This window comes from Paludibacterium sp. B53371 (assembly GCF_018802765.1).
In the GTDB taxonomy this organism is placed as follows: domain Bacteria; phylum Pseudomonadota; class Gammaproteobacteria; order Burkholderiales; family Chromobacteriaceae; genus Paludibacterium.
Genome location: NZ_CP069163.1, coordinates 1,713,881 through 1,728,816, shown reverse-complemented (window position 1 = coordinate 1,728,816; position 14,936 = coordinate 1,713,881). Strand labels below are relative to the sequence as shown.

Sequence of the window (14,936 nt, the reverse complement as noted above, 5' to 3'; positions counted from 1 at the left end):
ATGCTGGATAGCATCCATCGTATCGCCCCGAATCTGGATGGCCATGGCCTGAAATTCGGTATCGTCATGAGCCGCTTCAACGAGAATGTCTGCCACGGGCTGCGCGATGCCTGCCTGGACGAACTGGCCCGTCTCGGGGTGGCGGCCGCGGATGTCACCCTGGCCACGGTGCCGGGCGCGCTGGAAATCCCGCTGACCATGCAAACCATGGCGAAGAGCGGCCGTTTTGATGCCCTGATTGCCCTGGGCGCGGTCATTCGTGGTGAAACCTATCATTTCGAGCTGGTTTCCAATGAGTCGGGCAGCGGCCTGACCCGCATCGGTCTGGATGCGGGCATCCCGGTGGCCAATGCCGTACTGACCACCGAAAACGATGAGCAGGCGGAAGTCCGCATGCTGGAAAAAGGCCGCGATGCAGCACGTGTCGCGGTGGAAATGGTTCGGTTGCAGCAGGCGCTGCGCTGAGCTGGTAGTGTTGACAGGCCGCCTGTGCCTTGCCGGGCGGCTTCGTTCTTTACAAGGAATTGCTTCAATGAAAACTGCCCGTCGTCGTGCGCGCGAGTTTGTGGTTCAGGGTCTGTATGAATGGACGCTGAATCCGGATCGAACCGCTACCACCATCGAGAAACACCTGCGCGAGAACGAGTATTTTGCCAAGGCCGACGAAACGTTGTTTCGTACGTTGCTGTTCGGCGTGCTGAAGGATGCCGCCCAGCTGTCTGCGCTGGTTGCCCGTTACTACGAACGTTCGGCGGAGGATGTCAGCCCGATCGAGCGTGCCGTTCTGCTGATGGCGGCACTGGAGCTGACCCAGCACCCGGAGACGCCGTACCCGGTCATCATCAACGAGGCGATCGAGATCACCAAGACGTTTGGTGGTACCGACGGTCACAAATTCGTCAATGGCGTGCTGGACAAGCTGGCCGCCCAGGTGCGCGAAGAAGAAGTCGCCCGCCGGCCGCAATAAGCGGTTGATGCCCTGTCACACCCGCCCGCAGTTGTCGGCGGGTGTTTTCACATCCGGATCCATGAACGAATTCGAACTGATTCAGCACTTTTTTGCGCCGAGCGCCACCGGCAGCCAGACGACGCTGGGGATTGGCGACGACGCCGCCATCATCCGGCCGAGTCCGGGGTGTGATCTGCATATCTCGGTCGACACCCTGGTCAGTGGCCGGCATTTCTTTCCGGATGTCGATGCCGCTGCACTGGGGCACAAGACGCTGGCGGTCAATCTGTCCGACATGGCGGCGATGGGGGCACGGCCGCGCTGGGCCCTGCTGTCGCTGGCCTTGCCCGAGGTGACGCCGGACTGGCTGGCGGGTTTTGCCGCCGGCTTGCTGGATCTGGCCCGGGCGCATGATGTGGCACTGATCGGCGGCGACACCACGCGCGGCCCGTTGACACTGTCAGTGACTATTCTCGGTGAAACGCCGCATGGGCAGGCACTGTGTCGCCATGCAGCCCGTGAAGGGGATGATATCTGGGTCAGTGGCGAGCTGGGCATGGCGGCACTGGCCTTGCACCACCATGTGCCGGGCAGCGATGCGCCGCCGGATGACGTGCTGGCCGCCTGTCGTCTCAAGCTGGAGCGTCCGACCCCCAGGCTGGCGCTCGGGCAGGCACTGCTGCCGCTGGCCCATGCCTGCATTGATGTGTCTGATGGCTTGATGGCCGACCTTGGTCATATTCTGCAGCGCTCGGGAGTGACGGCCGAAGTCTGGCTGGATGCCTTGCCCAGCCACCCCTGGCTGCTCGAGCGCCGCCAGTCGCTGGCTTGGGCGCTGGCCGCAGGCGGCGATGACTATGAATTGTGTTTCACGGCGCCGGTATCGGCCCGTGCAGCGATCAGCGCACTCGCTGGCAAGGGCGCCGTGAGTCGCATCGGTCGTGTTCTGGCTGGCGCGGGGCCGGCACGTCTGATCGATGGCAACGGCCAATTGCTTGTCCTGGAGAGAGAAGGTTATGACCACTTTCAAAATCAAGCCTGACCTGAAGCTTGTTTTCAGTCATCCGATTTTTTTCATTGCTTTTGGCTTTGGCAGCGGTCTGGCGCCCTGGGCGCCGGGCACCTTTGGTACCCTGGCGGCGTTCCCGTGCTACTGGCTGCTTCGGCTGGCCGGTGTCGACGGTCTCTGGCTGGCCCTGCTGTGCCTGCCACTGTTTTTCCTTGGCGTGTATGTCAGTGAAAAAACGGATCAGGCACTGGGCGTGCACGATCATGGCGGTGCCAACTTCGACGAAGTCGTGGCCATGCTGCTGATTCTGTCCATGACGCCAGCGCATTGGCTGGCCTGGCTGGTGGCCTTCGCCCTGTTCAGACTGTTCGATATTCTCAAGCCCTGGCCGATTCGCTGGTTTGACGAGCACGTCCACGGTGGTCTGGGCGTGATGCTGGATGATATTGTGGCTGCCGTGCCTTGCATGGCGATATTGTGGGGCCTGCAACTGACGCATCTGATCTAGCGATGCCTTCAAAACCAGTGACAAACACGCCCATTTGAATTAATACTGAGACTGAAACGTAAGCTGCATACCAAGAGACTGGCGTGAAAAAAACCGACTACAGCAGCATTGCCGATTGGGCGCTGCATTATGGCCGCTCGAAAGATGCCTGGTTGACGCTGTCTGTGGACGGCCAGATTCAGCAATTCAATGCCATGGTCCCGCGGGTGCTGGGCCTGTCCCAGACCGAGCTGATCGGCAAGAAGCTGTCCGGCATGCTCAGGCGGGTCGACGCCATGATCTCGCGCAGCAATGCCATTTTTCGCGGCACCCTGTTCTCCCTGCTGCCGGGCACACGCAGTGGTGCCATTCTGGCGGTTGAAGAAATTCCCTGTCCCTTGCCTGACTGGCGTGGTCGTCTGTTGCGCCTGACCGATGTCAGTGAACTGATCGAGGTCGAGAGCAATCGCATCCGCAAGCTGGATCGCCTGACCGCGCTGGCCGACATCATGACGCTGGCCGAATCGGACCGGCAGCGCTGGCTGGACGAGTCCATGGAGCTAGGCGCCCGCACGCTGGGCCTCGAGCTGGGTATGGTCAGCCACATTCAGGACGGCGTGTTCCATCTGCTGGCGCACAATGCGCCGGGTATCTTGCAGCATGGCCAGACCTGGCCGCTGGCGCAGACCTACTGCAGCATCACGGCCGCGTCGCACGAGGTGCAGGCGCTGTCGCCCTTCCTGGACTCTCCCTGGGCCGATCATCCCTGCTTCTCCCACTTCGGCTATCAGTCATACATCGGTGCCCCGCTGTGGGTGCATGGGCAGATGTATGGCACGGTGTCCTTCTGTTCGCGGGTGTTGCGCCCGGGTGGTTTTGATCACAATGACCGCATTTTCGTCAAACTGCTCGCCCGCTGGGTGGGCGGGGTGATCGAACGCATGAATGTCGAGGGTCGTCTGCGCGAATCGCATGGCGAACTGGAAGAGCAGGTCGAACTGCTGGCCATGGCCGAAAAAGTGGCCCGACTGGGCCACTGGCGGCTCGATATGCAGCTGAGGACCATGCTGCTCTCCGATGAGGCGCAGAGTTTCCTGGGCCTGCCATCGCGGCCGGAGTGGGGGCTGGGCGAATTCGAGGCCCTGATTGCTGCCGATGACCGCGGCAGCTGGCGCGATCAGATCAACGCCTGTCTGGAGGAGGGCGCTCAGATCGGTCTCGAGCTGCGCATGATCAATGCCGATGGCTATACCCGCTGGCTCTCGCTGCGCGGCATGCGGCTGGAGCAGCAGCAACAGCATCAGTTGTTCGGTGTGATGCTGGACATTACCGATACCCGGCAGGCGCAGGAAACCATTTTGTTCCAGGCCAGCCACGACTCTCTGACCGGCCTGATCAATCGCGTGCTGCTGTTTGACCGGCTGGGGCAGGAAATCCGGCGCTGTCAGCGTAACGACGGGCATTTTGCCGTACTGTTCATCGATCTGGACTACTTCAAGCAGATTAATGACCGCTATGGCCATGAGGCGGGGGATCGCGTGCTGGTGCAGGTAGCCAAGCGCCTGGCCTCCGCGCTGCGCAAATCGGATACGGTCGGGCGTTTTGGCGGTGACGAATTCATTGCCATCATCCCGGGACTGAATACCCGCGAGGCGGCAGCGCTGCTGAAAAAGAAGATCCTGCGCCGGCTGGAGACTCCCATCCTGTTTGGCCGTGACGAACTGTTCATTTCGGCCAGCATCGGCGTCAGTTTCTATCCGGCGGAGGCAACGCTGCCACAGGATCTGATCCGCAAGGCAGACAACGATATGTATATCGTGAAGGAGTCGCGTCGCAGTCTGCCTAACCCCCTGCAACAGGGCGGGCGGCGCGGTCGTTCAACCTAGTCAGTCAAACCGGGCTTTCAGCCCGGTTTTCATATGACGGAAACCGCGGTCTATGCTATGCTTGCGCCCCTTTCCGTCGACCTGATTTCGTGTATGAAAGATCCCTGCGACCACTACACTTTTGATCTGATCGGCGGCGTGCGCAAGAAACCCGGGCGCAAGCCGCTGGGTGCGCGCGCCATGACCGTGGCGGAGCGCAAGCGGCGCAGTCGCGAACTGCGGCGCAATCGCCTGCAGGAGCTCTCCGTGACGGTAGAGCTGACGCGTGACGCCCAGCGCGCGCTGGAGAAAATGATCGAGTGGTGGGGGGTAAGCAAGAAAGAGGCGATCAACCGTGCCCTGCAGATCGCCTGTCAGTCACAGACCGGCCGTACCGGCCGGCTGTTCGATGAGTGGGACTGATTCAGCCCCCTTGTGCGGCCGGCAGCGGGCAGCGGGTCGACTGGCCGTTCAGTTCCTGCTGTAGCTGCCGGTAGGCGACCTTCACCTGCTTGCCGTCGCGCGTCAGCGTCAGGACCGCAATACGGTCAAAATCCTTGCCCGACCATTTGCTGATCCCAAGGTCGTCCGCCTTGTAGCGCTTGGCGACGGTATGCAGCAGTTTCTCGATCATGTTGTGCTCCCAGGCAATCCACACCATCGACCCGGCGTAACGCGGCTGATCCAGCTCCTTGAGCAGGCCGTCGATATCATCGTAGCCAAAGTGCGTGTTGACCGGCATCGCCAGCTGGATGGCCGTCGGCTCCAGGGTAGCCAGGGGGCGCACGTAACTGAAGCCGTGATTCAGGACCGCGGGATCGGGGGCAAACAGGTAGTCCGGCTTGCCGAACAGGCTCTTGAGCCGCGTAGGCAGGGCCAGCGCCCGATTGAGACCCTGGCAGGTCAGCTGCCCAAGATCGTCGGGTTGCTTTTCGGCGTGACGGATAAAAACCAGCGTTTCGGTCTGGCTCTCGGCCAGCGTGACCGTACTCAGGCAGCACAGCATCAGGGCGGAAAACAAATGGGACAGGCGCATGGTCATATCCTCAGGGCGTTGAACAGTTCACTCTCCAGGGCCACGACCGTCTTGTCGTCGTTAAGTCCCGGGCCGGTGATCAGGAAGGAGTCCTCGGCACGACTGCCAAGTGTCATGATTTTAGCAGAGTGAACGGCGAGATCATGATCAGTCAGGACGGCGGCAATGCGTGCCAGCAGGCCGGGACGATCTCCGGCAACGATCGACAGCACGAAGTAATTGGCCTTGTCATCCGGGCGAATCAGCACCTGCGGGGTAATCGGGAAGTGCTTCAGCATCCGGCTGATCCGGCCGTCCCCCGGCAGGGTCAACGGATCCTGGCGCCGCAGGCTGCCCGCCAGCTCGAATTCGATGAAGTTGATCATGTCCCGATAGTCGTCCTCATGATGCTCGGGGATGAAGACGTGGAACGTATCGAGTGCATAGCCATGTGCGGTGGTGTAAACCTTGGCGTCGGCAATGCTGTAATGCGTGCGTCCAAAGAAAGCGCAGATGCGGGCAAAAAGCGCCGACTGGTCAGGGGTATAGACCAGCACCTGAATGCCTTCCTTGTCATCGGACAACCGGGCACGGACGATGGGTTCGCCGCTGTCGGTAAAGCGGTTCAAGACCCGTGCATGCCAGGCGATTTCGCGCGCCTCGTGTCGCAGGAAGTAAACGATGTCCAGCTGTGACCACAACTTTTCTTCGGCTCCATCCGGCACGGCATACAGTCGCAGCAGGGCGCGGGCCTGCTGCTTGCGCGCCTCCAGCTCGGAATGCATGTCGACGGCCCCGCCACGGGTCAGATGCCGCAGGGTGGCCAGATACAGGTCTTCCAGCAGCTTGGCCTTCCAGGCATTCCACACTTTGGGGCTGGTGCCGCGAATGTCGGCCACCGTCAGCAGATAGAGGGCACACAGGCGTCGCGGTGTTTCTACCAGTTCGGCGAAGCGCTGCACCGTCTCCGGATCGTAGATGTCCTGCTTCTGCGCAATGTGCGACATGGTCAAATGTTGGCCGGTGAGCCATGCCACCAGCTCGGTGTCCTCGGCGCTCAGTCCGTGCTTGTCGCAGAAGTCGCGCGCATCGGCCATGCCCAGTTGCGAGTGATCGCCGCCCCGGCCCTTGGCGATGTCGTGAAACAGGCCGGCAATATACAGCACATGCGGGCGTTCAAAGTCGTTGATCAGCCGGGACAGGAAGGGGTATTCGTGATTGAAGGCGCTGATGGCAAAGCGGCGCAGGTTGCGCACCACCATCAGGATGTGTTCATCGACGGTATAGACGTGAAACAGATCATGCTGCATCTGGCCGACGATCTTGCCAAATGCCGGCAGGTATTTGCCGAGCACGCCGTACAGGTTCATGCGGCGCAGGCTGCGCGTCAGGCCCGGTGTGCTGAGAATCTGCAGGAATAGTTGCCGGTTGACCGGATCCTGGCGGAAGCGTTCGTTGATCTTGGAACGTGCGTGCCACAGGGCCCGCAGCATGCGCGGGGCAAAGCCGGTGAGCTCGGGGTGCTGCTGCAGCATCAGGAAGGCCTGCAGGATGGCCGACGGGTCGCGGGTGAAGACTTCCGGATGGCGGATGCCCAGCATGCCGTTCACCGAGTAGAAGTGCTCATTCAGCACCTCGGTGATGCGAGGAACCTGGGAATAGATGCGGCCACGCAGATTGGGCAGCAGGATGCCGTTGAGCTGCGAGACGGTACGCGCTGCCCGGTAGTAGAGCTGCATGACTTGCTCGCTGGCGCGCAGGATGCTGCTGTCGGGCAGGCCGAGCGCCAGCCCGAGCTGTTGCTGCAGGTCAAAGATCAGCCGGTCTTCGCGACGACGCGCCAGCAGGTGCAGGAAAATGCGCAAGCGCTCCAGCTGTCGTTCGCCATGCTTGATCAGCCGGGCCTCTGCCGGCGTGAGAATGCCGCGCTTCACCAGATCATCCCAGTGGCTGCCCAGTCCGGTGGCCTTGCTGATCCAGATCAGCGTTTGCAGGTCGCGCAGCCCGCCAGGACTTTCCTTGAGGTTGGGCTCCAGATTGTTGGTGACGCCAAAGAAACGATTGTGGCGCTGCTGTTGCTCCAGTGTCTTGCCTTCGTAGAAGGCCAGCGGGTCGCGCTGGTTTTCCAGTGCCAGGCTCAGTGCGTCGAAAGCCTGCCGGTTACCGGCGATCAGGCGTTGCTCCAGCAGATTGGTTTCGATGGTGATGTCGGCGGCAGATTCGCGCAGGCATTCGGCATGGGTGCGAACACTGTGCCCCACCTCCAGGCCGATGTCCCACATCAGACCGATCAGCCTGGTGACCGTCTCGGTCAGTTCAGGCCGGGCATCGTCCGGCAGCAGGATCAGGACATCGATATCGGAACAGGGGAAGAGCTGGCCCCGGCCATAACCCCCGACGGCGATCAGGGCGGCCTCTTCACCCAGCGAGAGACTGTGCCAGAGTTGGCGGATGGCCGCGTCGACCTCGTCGGCATGGCGCGACAGATAGATCTGCGGATCATGGTGTTGGCAGTACTCGTCCGCCAGTACCTGGCGGCGCGCTTTCAGGTCATTGCGCCATTGGCGCGCCAGGGCCAGGTCATCACTCATGTCAGCGGGTTTCCTGTCGGTAAATCATCGTCAGACCTGCCATCAGGAACAACAAGGTGGGCAGGGTGGCGGAAAGCGCCGGATTCCAGTCGTGCAGCAGGCCGAGATAGCCAAACAGACGGTTGGTGAAGTGGAAGGCAACCCCGATGCAGATACCGGCAAACAGGCGCAGACCGAGCTGGCCGTGCCGGCGCTGCTTGGGGGTGAACGCCAGGGCCACCAGCGCCATCGATACGCAGGCCAGCGGATAGAACAGCTTGCCCCACATGGCGATCTCGTAACGCTGGGTTTTCTGGTTGTTGTCACGCAAATGGCGGATGTAGGTCAGCAGGTTGCTGGCCGACATCTGCTCGGGGACCACCAGCAGCACGTTGAGGATGCCCGGCTCGATGACCGATTGCCATGCCGTGTGGTCGAGATGCTCGGTGCTGATGTGGTCCGCGGCAAAGCGGGTGATCTTGATATTGCTCAGTCGCCAGGACTTGCTGGCTGCATCATAGACGCCGCGCTCCGCCTCGCTGGTGCTCTCCAGCCGGTAGTTGCCGTTGTAGGTGTAGACGTGAATGCCCAGCAGGGTCTGATCCGGCAGCATTTCGCGGATGTTGATGAAATTGGTGTTGTCCTTGACCCAGAGGCCGGAGTGAAACTCCTGCGCTACCAGTGAGCGCGTGGCCGAGAGTTTGAGCTGTTCGGCCTTCTGCTGTGCCAGCGGGGCACCCAGCTCGCCGAGAAACAGGGTCAGGATGGCGCAGGCCAGACCAAAGCCGAACAGCAGTCGGCCGATCTGCAGCAGCGTGATGCCACTGGTGCGAATGACCGTGTATTCGCTGTGGGTCACCAGCTGGGTCATGCCGACCAGCACGCCGATCAGGACCGCCAGCGGCAGCAGCTCATAGGCATGTCCCGGAACCAGCAAGGCCACATAGGTCAGCATGGTCTGCATGCCATAACTGTTCTGGCCGACACGCGGCATCTCCTGGATGATGTCGAAGAAGGCGTACAGCGCCAGCAGGGCCGTCAGGGTGTAGATCGTCGAGCTGATCAGCTGCGACAGGATGTAGCGGGAAATCAGTCGCATCGGTCAGGCTTTCATTCCGAACAGGGATTTCATGGTCTTGTAAACCGATTGAACGGGCCGGTCGCGGTAATACAGACCGAACAGCCCCAGCAACAGGAAGCCGAGATGGACAAAGGCGATGCTCCAGATCGGCAGGGTGTCGTGCAGGATGCTGTTGCGCACCACGGTCAGGCCGTTCTGATAGGCAAAATAACAAAGCAGGGCGGCAATCAGGTTGAATGCCTGACCGCCGGAACGCGGATTGGTGTAAGCCAGCGGAATGGCAAGAATGGCCAGGATCAGGCAGCTGAACGGCAGGGACAGACGCCAGGCGAGCTCGGCGCGCGCTGCCGGGTCGTCGTACTGTGACAACAGCAAGGCCGTCGGCAGCGATTGCCGCGAGCGCGGCGCCGTGACCAGATCGTGATCCTTGCCGATGGCGACCGAATAGCGGCTGAAAGAGGTGACATCGAAGTCGGCCCGGCCCGGGGTGCCGACATAACGAATGCCATCTTCCAGCGTGACCAGACGCTGGCGCGTGTCATCGGTGGTCAAATGCCCGCTCTTGGCAAAAATGGTGGATATTTTTCCGTCCGTCAGGTCCTGGAAAAATATGTTTTTTGCGTTACCGTTTTCGCCGCCATAGCTCTCAATGAAATAAACGCGGTTTGCGTCGGAAGATTCTTTGAATACCCCCGGGGAGATTGCCGAGATATCTTCGCGCTGTTTCAGCTGATCGGCATACACCTGGCTGCGCTGATCCGCCCAGGGGGCGATTCCGAGCGCCACAATGGCCACCATGGCCGACAGGGGTACGGCAAAGCGCAGCACCGGACCCAGCAGACTTTTTTGCGACAGGCCCGCGGCCAGCCATACCTGCATTTCCTGGTCGCGCCACAGCCGGGTCAGGACGACCAGCGTGCTGATGAAGACCGTTAAAATCAGCGGCACCGGAAACAGCCCGATGGCCCAGAAGCCAATCAGGGCGGCCACTGCGTCGTTGGCGATCTGCCCTTCGGCTGCGCGGCCGAGCAGATTGATTGCCTGCGTGGAAACCAGAATCGCCAACAGGACGACAAAAACCCCGACTGCGTTCAAAGTCAGTTCGCGAGTCAGGCTTTTGAAAAAAACCATGGATGTTGTGCCTTTTTTGACTTTTTGTGACTTGCGTAGTGATAATTCAAATCGAAAATACTGATATGCATTTTTTGGGCATATCGGGAAACCGAAATACCCGCCTTCACTCGAGATGGCCGACGTTATCGACGCGGCCGCGCAGAGTGGCTGACACGCGATAACAACGGGAGTACACAATGGAATTTAACATAAAAAGCGGAAGCCCGGAAAAACAGCGCGTGGCCTGCGTGATCGTCGGTGTTTACGAATCTCGCAAGTTGACGCTGGCGGCCGACCTGCTCGACCGCATTTCCAATGGCTTTGTCAGCGACGTCATCCGTCGCGGCGACATGGAGGGCAAGCTGGGCAGTACCCTGGTGCTGCACTCTGTGCCACATGCCCTGTGCGACCGGGTCATGCTCGTTGGCCTGGGCAAGGAGCGTGAATTCCGCGCCAAGGAATACCGCGAGGCCATCCGCGCATCCATTCGTGCCCTGGCGCAGACGTCCGCCAACGAGGCGGTCAGCTATCTGACCGAGCTGCCGGTCAAGAAACATGACGTCGAATGGATGGTCGAGCAGGCCACCGTCGTGACGCTGGATACGCTCTATCGCTTCGACCGCTTCAAGAGCAAGGTTGACGATCCGCTGCGCGGTCCGCGCAAACTCACCCTCGCCGTACCGCGCCGCAGCGACCTCGCCGATGGCGAAAAAGGTCTGGCGCGCGGTCTGGCCATTGGCGCCGGCATGACGCTGGCCAAGGACCTCGGCAACCTGCCGGGCAATGTCTGCACGCCCAGCTATCTGGCTGAAGAGGCCCGCAACATGGCCCAGGCCGTCGGCGCCGAAGCCGAGATTCTGGATCGTGACGCCATCGAGGCGCTGGGCATGGGCTCCTTCCTGTCCGTGGCCAAGGGCAGCGTGCAGGATCCTCGCCTGATCGTGCTCAAGCACTGGGGAGCCAAGGATCGCAATGATGCGCCGGTTGTCCTGGTGGGCAAGGGCATCACCTTCGATTCCGGCGGCATCTCGCTCAAGCCCGGCGAGGCCATGGACGAGATGAAGTTCGACATGTGCGGTGCCGCTTCGGTCCTGGGGGCCTTCAAGGCGGCTGTCGACATGAAACTGCCGATCAATCTGATCACGGTGGTACCGACTTGCGAAAACATGCCGTCGGGCGATGCCGTCAAGCCGGGTGACATCGTGACCTCGATGTCCGGTCAGACCATCGAAATCCTGAATACCGACGCCGAAGGCCGGCTGATTCTCTGCGATGCCCTGACCTATGTCGAACGCTTCAACCCGGCATGCGTCGTCGATGTTGCCACCCTGACCGGTGCCTGCGTGGTGGCGCTGGGCTATATCGCCACCGGCCTGTACAGCAATCAGGATGCGCTGGCGCGCGAACTGTGCGCGGCAGGCGAAGAAGTGGGCGACCGTGCATGGCACATGCCGCTGTGGGATGAATACCAGGAAATGCTCAAGAGCCCGTTTGCCGACATGGCCAATATCGGTGGCCGACCGGGTGGCAGCATCACTGCCGCCTGCTTCCTGTCGCGCTTTGCCAAGAGTTATGACTGGGCGCACCTGGATATCGCCGGTACCGCCTCGCGCAGCGGCAAGGACAAGGGCGCCACCGGTCGTCCGGTTCCCCTGCTGGTGCAATTCCTGCAGGATCGTGCCGATATCGCCCTGGGCAATGTCGTTCGCCGTGGACGTCCGCGTCGTGAAGTCACCGAAACGGTTGAAGATGACGCGGATTGATTTTTACACCCGGGTCAGCGAGCCGGCACAATTTGCTTGCCGTTTGACCCAGACGGTGTACAACAGGGGGGAACGGCTGCTGGTCCGGCTGGAGGATGACGACATGCTCGGCGCCTTCAGCACCCGCCTGTGGAGTTTCGACGACGTGGCGTTCGTGCCTCATTGCCGTCATGATGCGGCCGAGGCCGGCGTCACGCCGATCTGGTTGACTGCAGGGGCGCCCATGGGCGAGCATCACCCTGCCGTATTGCTCAACCTGTCCGATGGGCTGCCCGAAGCGCCGACACGCTTTGCCCGCATTCTGGAAATCGTCGGCAACGACGAAGACTCGCTGGCCAGAGCGCGACAACGGTTCAAGTTTTACCGCGAGCACGGGTTTACCATCGAACATCACGACATGAGCGCCCGATAAGCATGACAGAGCCCAAGAAGCCGGATCCGAATAACCTTGCCGGGATCGACTTGCCGATCCTGACCGAGGTCGATGATGGTCAGGTCGACATACCTGACTTCGATTTCTCGAGCGAACTGGACCAGATGTCCAGTTCGCTGTCCACCCCCGAAATGCCGCTGGAGTTCCCGCCCGAGCTGCTGGAAGAAGACCGCGCAGCCCAGCCGGGAGATGCCCCGATCAATCTGCAGGACCTGCCTTCGCTCGACCTGGGCGAAGAGGCGGCGCCGGACGCGACAAAGCAGACCGACCACGAGTTCGAGTTCGAACTGGAGCCTCTGCAGGCCGCAGCGCCGGCAGACAGCGGACTGGATGCCCTGATGGCGCGCGCCCAGTTCGATGAGCCCGGTCAGCCCGCAGCCGTTCAGCCCGCCGACGATCTGGGTGTACAAATTCCCGAACTTACACTGGACGATGTCCTGCCAGAACCCTCCTCCAGCGACGCGCTGGGCACGTCGCCAACCGTCGGTGCGCCGACGCTGGTCGACGCCATGTTCGATCAGACTGAAATGGCGGAGGACGACGGCGCCATCCCCGAATTGACGCTGGACGAAGTGCTGGAAGCCCCGTCCGCCGCACCACAGACCGCAGCAGCGGACATCCCCGAACTGACGCTCGAAGCGGCGCTGGCCGAGGGGTCGGATCCGGCACCCGTCCCGGAAGTCGACGACATCCCCGAACTCACGCTGGACGACGTTCTGGCCGAGGAGCCCGTCCTGCGCGAGCCCCCGGCGCCGGACGCATCGGCCATTCCTGAGCTGACACTGGAGGCCGCGCTGACCGGGGAGCAGAACGAGGCCGCAGCGCCAGTCGATGCCGCAGCGATTCCAGACCTGTCGCTGGACGATGTGCTGGCCGTCGAGGCGACGCAGGCCGCACCAGCGGAATCGGATGTGGACGCGATTCCCGAACTGTCCATCGACGATGTGTTACCGGCTTCCGACCCGGTCGCGACGGGCGAGGACAATGTGACGGAGCCCGTTGCCGAGGCGGTCATGGCAGAGGCAACCGTTGCGGCACCGGCGCTCGATTTGCCCGCAGCCGACATGCCGGAGGTGGCGTCTGCGGACGCCATGCCTGAACCTGAAGTCGTTGCCGACGTCGTCGACACGCCTTCGCCGGACATCGCGGGCGCTGACGAGGTCACCGAGTCCGTCACGGAAGACGTGATGGCACCGCAGCGGGTTGAAGAGGGCGAGACCGGGGCAGAACCGGCCCTGCTGTCGCCCGACGAGCAGTCCGGCGCTGATGAACCCCTGGCTGAAGACACCCCCGGTCCGGCGGCCGAGGATCAGGCGGTGGATGCGCTGGTCGCTGCCGCCTTGCCGATGGATATGGCGGCAGAGGCTGAACAGGCCGAAGCGGTTCAGGAGGCATTGAGCGAGGCTCAAGACGAACTGACGCAAGATGCGACTGCCATCGACAGTGCGACCGGCGAGCCGGCTGCCTTCCGTTCCATCCCGCTGGACAGTCTGCCGCATGGCGTACTGGGTGGCGGCAAGGGACCTTCTGCAGAGCCTGAAACCACGGAAGCGGAGAGCGAACTCAGTCTGCAGGACAAAATTCGTGCCGCGGAGCGGACGCTGGCGCAGGAGCGCCTGCGCCAGGCCATGGCCCAGGCACGAGAAGAGGCCATGCAAAGCTGGCAGCCGGCTGTGGCCGAGCCAGAAGCAGAGCCCGCTCCGCGCGTTGCGGCCACTGACTATGTTCCGCAACTGGCCGACACCGGTCGTCCGGTCGAAATCATCAATGTGGCCGGGCTGGCCTCGTCGCCCACGCCGCAGCCATTCAACCTGCCGCCGGTGCGCAAGTCCTATGTGACCCTGGTGGACGAAGCCATGCTGATCGACTCGCTTTACGACAAGATCATGCCGCGCATGAAGGTTGAACTGTCCTTGTGGCTGCAGGATGCGCTCGACCACCAGGCCAAGCAGATGCTGTCCGGCGTCATGCATCAATTGAAAGAGGATTACGAGATGCTGTTCAGTGAAACCTTGCGCGAGAGTCTGCGACAAGCCATCGCCGAGATGGGGCGCGAAGATCGCGGGGAGCGCTACTGATGGGGCACCGCCTGTCACGCATCGTGACCCGAACCGGAGACGGGGGCACTACGGGCCTGGGGGATGGCAGTCGCGTCGCCAAAGATGCCCTGCGCATTCATGCGCTGGGCGAGGTGGATGAGCTCAACTGCCTGATTGGCGTGCTGATGACCGAGCCGTTGCCTGCCGATGAGGCGGGCTGGCTGACAGAAATCCAGCACGATCTGTTTGATCTGGGCTCCGAGATCGCCGTGCCCGGATTTTCCGCCCTGGCCGAGAAGCGGGTGCTGGCACTGGAAACCTGGGTGGAGGACATGAACCGTGCCTTGCCGATGCTCAAGGAGTTCATCCTGCCGGGCGGCTGCCGTGCCGCCGCCCTGGCGCATCAGGCGCGCGCCGTCTGCCGCCGGGCCGAGCGTACCCTGGTGAGCCTGTCGCAAGAGTCGGACGTCTCCGTGCCGGCCCGGCAATATCTCAACCGGCTGTCCGACCTGTTGTTTGTGCTGGCCCGTCACCTCAACCGTCTGGCCGAACAGCCGGACATTCTCTGGCGTCCGCGCCGCAGCGACTGAGGCCCTTGCGCCGGAAGGAGGC

The 14,936-nt window shown here is 62.0% G+C and carries 14 protein-coding genes; 10 read left to right on the top strand and 4 right to left on the bottom strand.

The window, feature by feature from the left end; all coding sequences use genetic code 11:
- From ribH to JNO51_RS08225, 6 genes are all read left to right on the top strand, one after another.
- Entirely contained in the window at positions 1-465 is a 465-nt protein-coding gene (ribH, locus tag JNO51_RS08250) for a 6,7-dimethyl-8-ribityllumazine synthase (protein ID WP_215782532.1), read from the top strand.
- A gap of 67 nt (positions 466-532) precedes the next feature.
- A complete protein-coding gene (gene nusB / locus JNO51_RS08245) occupies positions 533-967 on the top strand; it encodes a transcription antitermination factor NusB (protein WP_215782531.1) in 435 nt (144 codons plus the stop codon).
- Positions 968-1,028: 61 nt separating this feature from the next.
- A complete protein-coding gene (thiL, locus tag JNO51_RS08240; protein WP_215782530.1) occupies positions 1,029-1,991 on the top strand; it encodes a thiamine-phosphate kinase in 963 nt (320 codons plus the stop codon).
- Positions 1,966-2,466: a phosphatidylglycerophosphatase A gene (locus tag JNO51_RS08235; RefSeq protein ID WP_215782529.1), complete on the top strand. Its 501-nt coding sequence runs from the start codon at positions 1,966-1,968 to the stop codon at positions 2,464-2,466. Before thiL ends, JNO51_RS08235 begins: the two co-directional genes overlap by 26 nt.
- A gap of 83 nt (positions 2,467-2,549) precedes the next feature.
- Positions 2,550-4,331, top strand: a complete 1,782-nt coding sequence (locus tag JNO51_RS08230) for a GGDEF domain-containing protein (RefSeq protein WP_215782528.1) — start codon at positions 2,550-2,552, stop codon at positions 4,329-4,331.
- A gap of 93 nt (positions 4,332-4,424) precedes the next feature.
- A complete protein-coding gene (locus tag JNO51_RS08225) occupies positions 4,425-4,733 on the top strand; it encodes a hypothetical protein (RefSeq protein WP_215782527.1) in 309 nt (102 codons plus the stop codon).
- A 1-nt stretch (position 4,734) separates the two neighbouring features.
- Here the strand turns inward: JNO51_RS08225 and JNO51_RS08220 are convergent, their stop codons facing one another.
- From JNO51_RS08220 to lptF, 4 genes are read right to left on the bottom strand one after another with little or no spacing between them, the layout of a single operon-like run.
- The gene (locus tag JNO51_RS08220) at positions 4,735-5,346 is read right to left on the bottom strand and encodes a histidine phosphatase family protein (RefSeq protein WP_215782526.1); all 612 of its coding nucleotides are present in this window, start codon (positions 5,344-5,346) and stop codon (positions 4,735-4,737) included.
- Positions 5,347-5,348: 2 nt separating this feature from the next.
- Positions 5,349-7,916 (bottom strand): [protein-PII] uridylyltransferase, encoded by a 2,568-nt coding sequence (locus tag JNO51_RS08215; RefSeq protein ID WP_215782525.1) that lies wholly within the window; start codon positions 7,914-7,916, stop codon positions 5,349-5,351.
- Position 7,917: 1 nt separating this feature from the next.
- Positions 7,918-8,994, bottom strand: a complete 1,077-nt coding sequence (gene lptG, locus JNO51_RS08210) for an LPS export ABC transporter permease LptG (RefSeq protein ID WP_215782524.1) — start codon at positions 8,992-8,994, stop codon at positions 7,918-7,920.
- A gap of 3 nt (positions 8,995-8,997) precedes the next feature.
- Positions 8,998-10,107: an LPS export ABC transporter permease LptF gene (lptF, locus tag JNO51_RS08205; RefSeq protein ID WP_215782523.1), complete on the bottom strand. Its 1,110-nt coding sequence runs from the start codon at positions 10,105-10,107 to the stop codon at positions 8,998-9,000.
- Positions 10,108-10,286: 179 nt separating this feature from the next.
- On the opposite strand from lptF, the gene JNO51_RS08200 reads away from it, so the two are divergent.
- Genes JNO51_RS08200 through JNO51_RS08185 form a run of 4 tightly spaced genes read left to right on the top strand, consistent with a single transcriptional unit; the run spans position 10,287 to position 14,914 of the window.
- Entirely contained in the window at positions 10,287-11,852 is a 1,566-nt protein-coding gene (locus JNO51_RS08200; RefSeq protein ID WP_215782522.1) for a leucyl aminopeptidase, read from the top strand.
- Positions 11,839-12,264 carry a DNA polymerase III subunit chi gene (locus JNO51_RS08195; protein WP_215782521.1) on the top strand — a complete coding sequence of 142 codons (426 nt, stop codon included), beginning with the start codon at positions 11,839-11,841 and terminating at the stop codon, positions 12,262-12,264. Before JNO51_RS08200 ends, JNO51_RS08195 begins: the two co-directional genes overlap by 14 nt.
- A gap of 2 nt (positions 12,265-12,266) precedes the next feature.
- Positions 12,267-14,363, top strand: coding sequence for a hypothetical protein (locus JNO51_RS08190; RefSeq protein ID WP_215782520.1), 2,097 nt, complete (start codon positions 12,267-12,269; stop codon positions 14,361-14,363).
- The gene (locus tag JNO51_RS08185; protein WP_215782519.1) at positions 14,363-14,914 is read left to right on the top strand and encodes a cob(I)yrinic acid a,c-diamide adenosyltransferase; all 552 of its coding nucleotides are present in this window, start codon (positions 14,363-14,365) and stop codon (positions 14,912-14,914) included. Before JNO51_RS08190 ends, JNO51_RS08185 begins: the two co-directional genes overlap by 1 nt.
- The last annotated feature ends 22 nt before the right edge of the window (positions 14,915-14,936 follow it).

Excerpts from the sequence above, each read along its gene's own strand:
- JNO51_RS08225 (WP_215782527.1), top strand. The coding sequence starts at position 4,425 with ATGAAAGATCCCTGCGACCACTACACTTTTGATCTGATCGGCGGCGTG.
- ribH (WP_215782532.1), top strand. The coding sequence starts at position 1 with ATGCTGGATAGCATCCATCGTATCGCCCCGAATCTGGATGGCCATGGC.
- nusB (WP_215782531.1), top strand. The coding sequence starts at position 533 with ATGAAAACTGCCCGTCGTCGTGCGCGCGAGTTTGTGGTTCAGGGTCTG.
- lptF (WP_215782523.1), bottom strand. The coding sequence starts at position 10,107 with ATGGTTTTTTTCAAAAGCCTGACTCGCGAACTGACTTTGAACGCAGTC.
- JNO51_RS08235 (WP_215782529.1), top strand. The coding sequence starts at position 1,966 with ATGACCACTTTCAAAATCAAGCCTGACCTGAAGCTTGTTTTCAGTCAT.
- lptG (WP_215782524.1), bottom strand. The coding sequence starts at position 8,994 with ATGCGACTGATTTCCCGCTACATCCTGTCGCAGCTGATCAGCTCGACG.
- JNO51_RS08190 (WP_215782520.1), top strand. The coding sequence starts at position 12,267 with ATGACAGAGCCCAAGAAGCCGGATCCGAATAACCTTGCCGGGATCGAC.
- JNO51_RS08200 (WP_215782522.1), top strand. The coding sequence starts at position 10,287 with ATGGAATTTAACATAAAAAGCGGAAGCCCGGAAAAACAGCGCGTGGCC.
- JNO51_RS08195 (WP_215782521.1), top strand. The coding sequence starts at position 11,839 with ATGACGCGGATTGATTTTTACACCCGGGTCAGCGAGCCGGCACAATTT.
- thiL (WP_215782530.1), top strand. The coding sequence starts at position 1,029 with ATGAACGAATTCGAACTGATTCAGCACTTTTTTGCGCCGAGCGCCACC.
- JNO51_RS08220 (WP_215782526.1), bottom strand. The coding sequence starts at position 5,346 with ATGCGCCTGTCCCATTTGTTTTCCGCCCTGATGCTGTGCTGCCTGAGT.
- JNO51_RS08215 (WP_215782525.1), bottom strand. The coding sequence starts at position 7,916 with ATGAGTGATGACCTGGCCCTGGCGCGCCAATGGCGCAATGACCTGAAA.
- JNO51_RS08185 (WP_215782519.1), top strand. The coding sequence starts at position 14,363 with ATGGGGCACCGCCTGTCACGCATCGTGACCCGAACCGGAGACGGGGGC.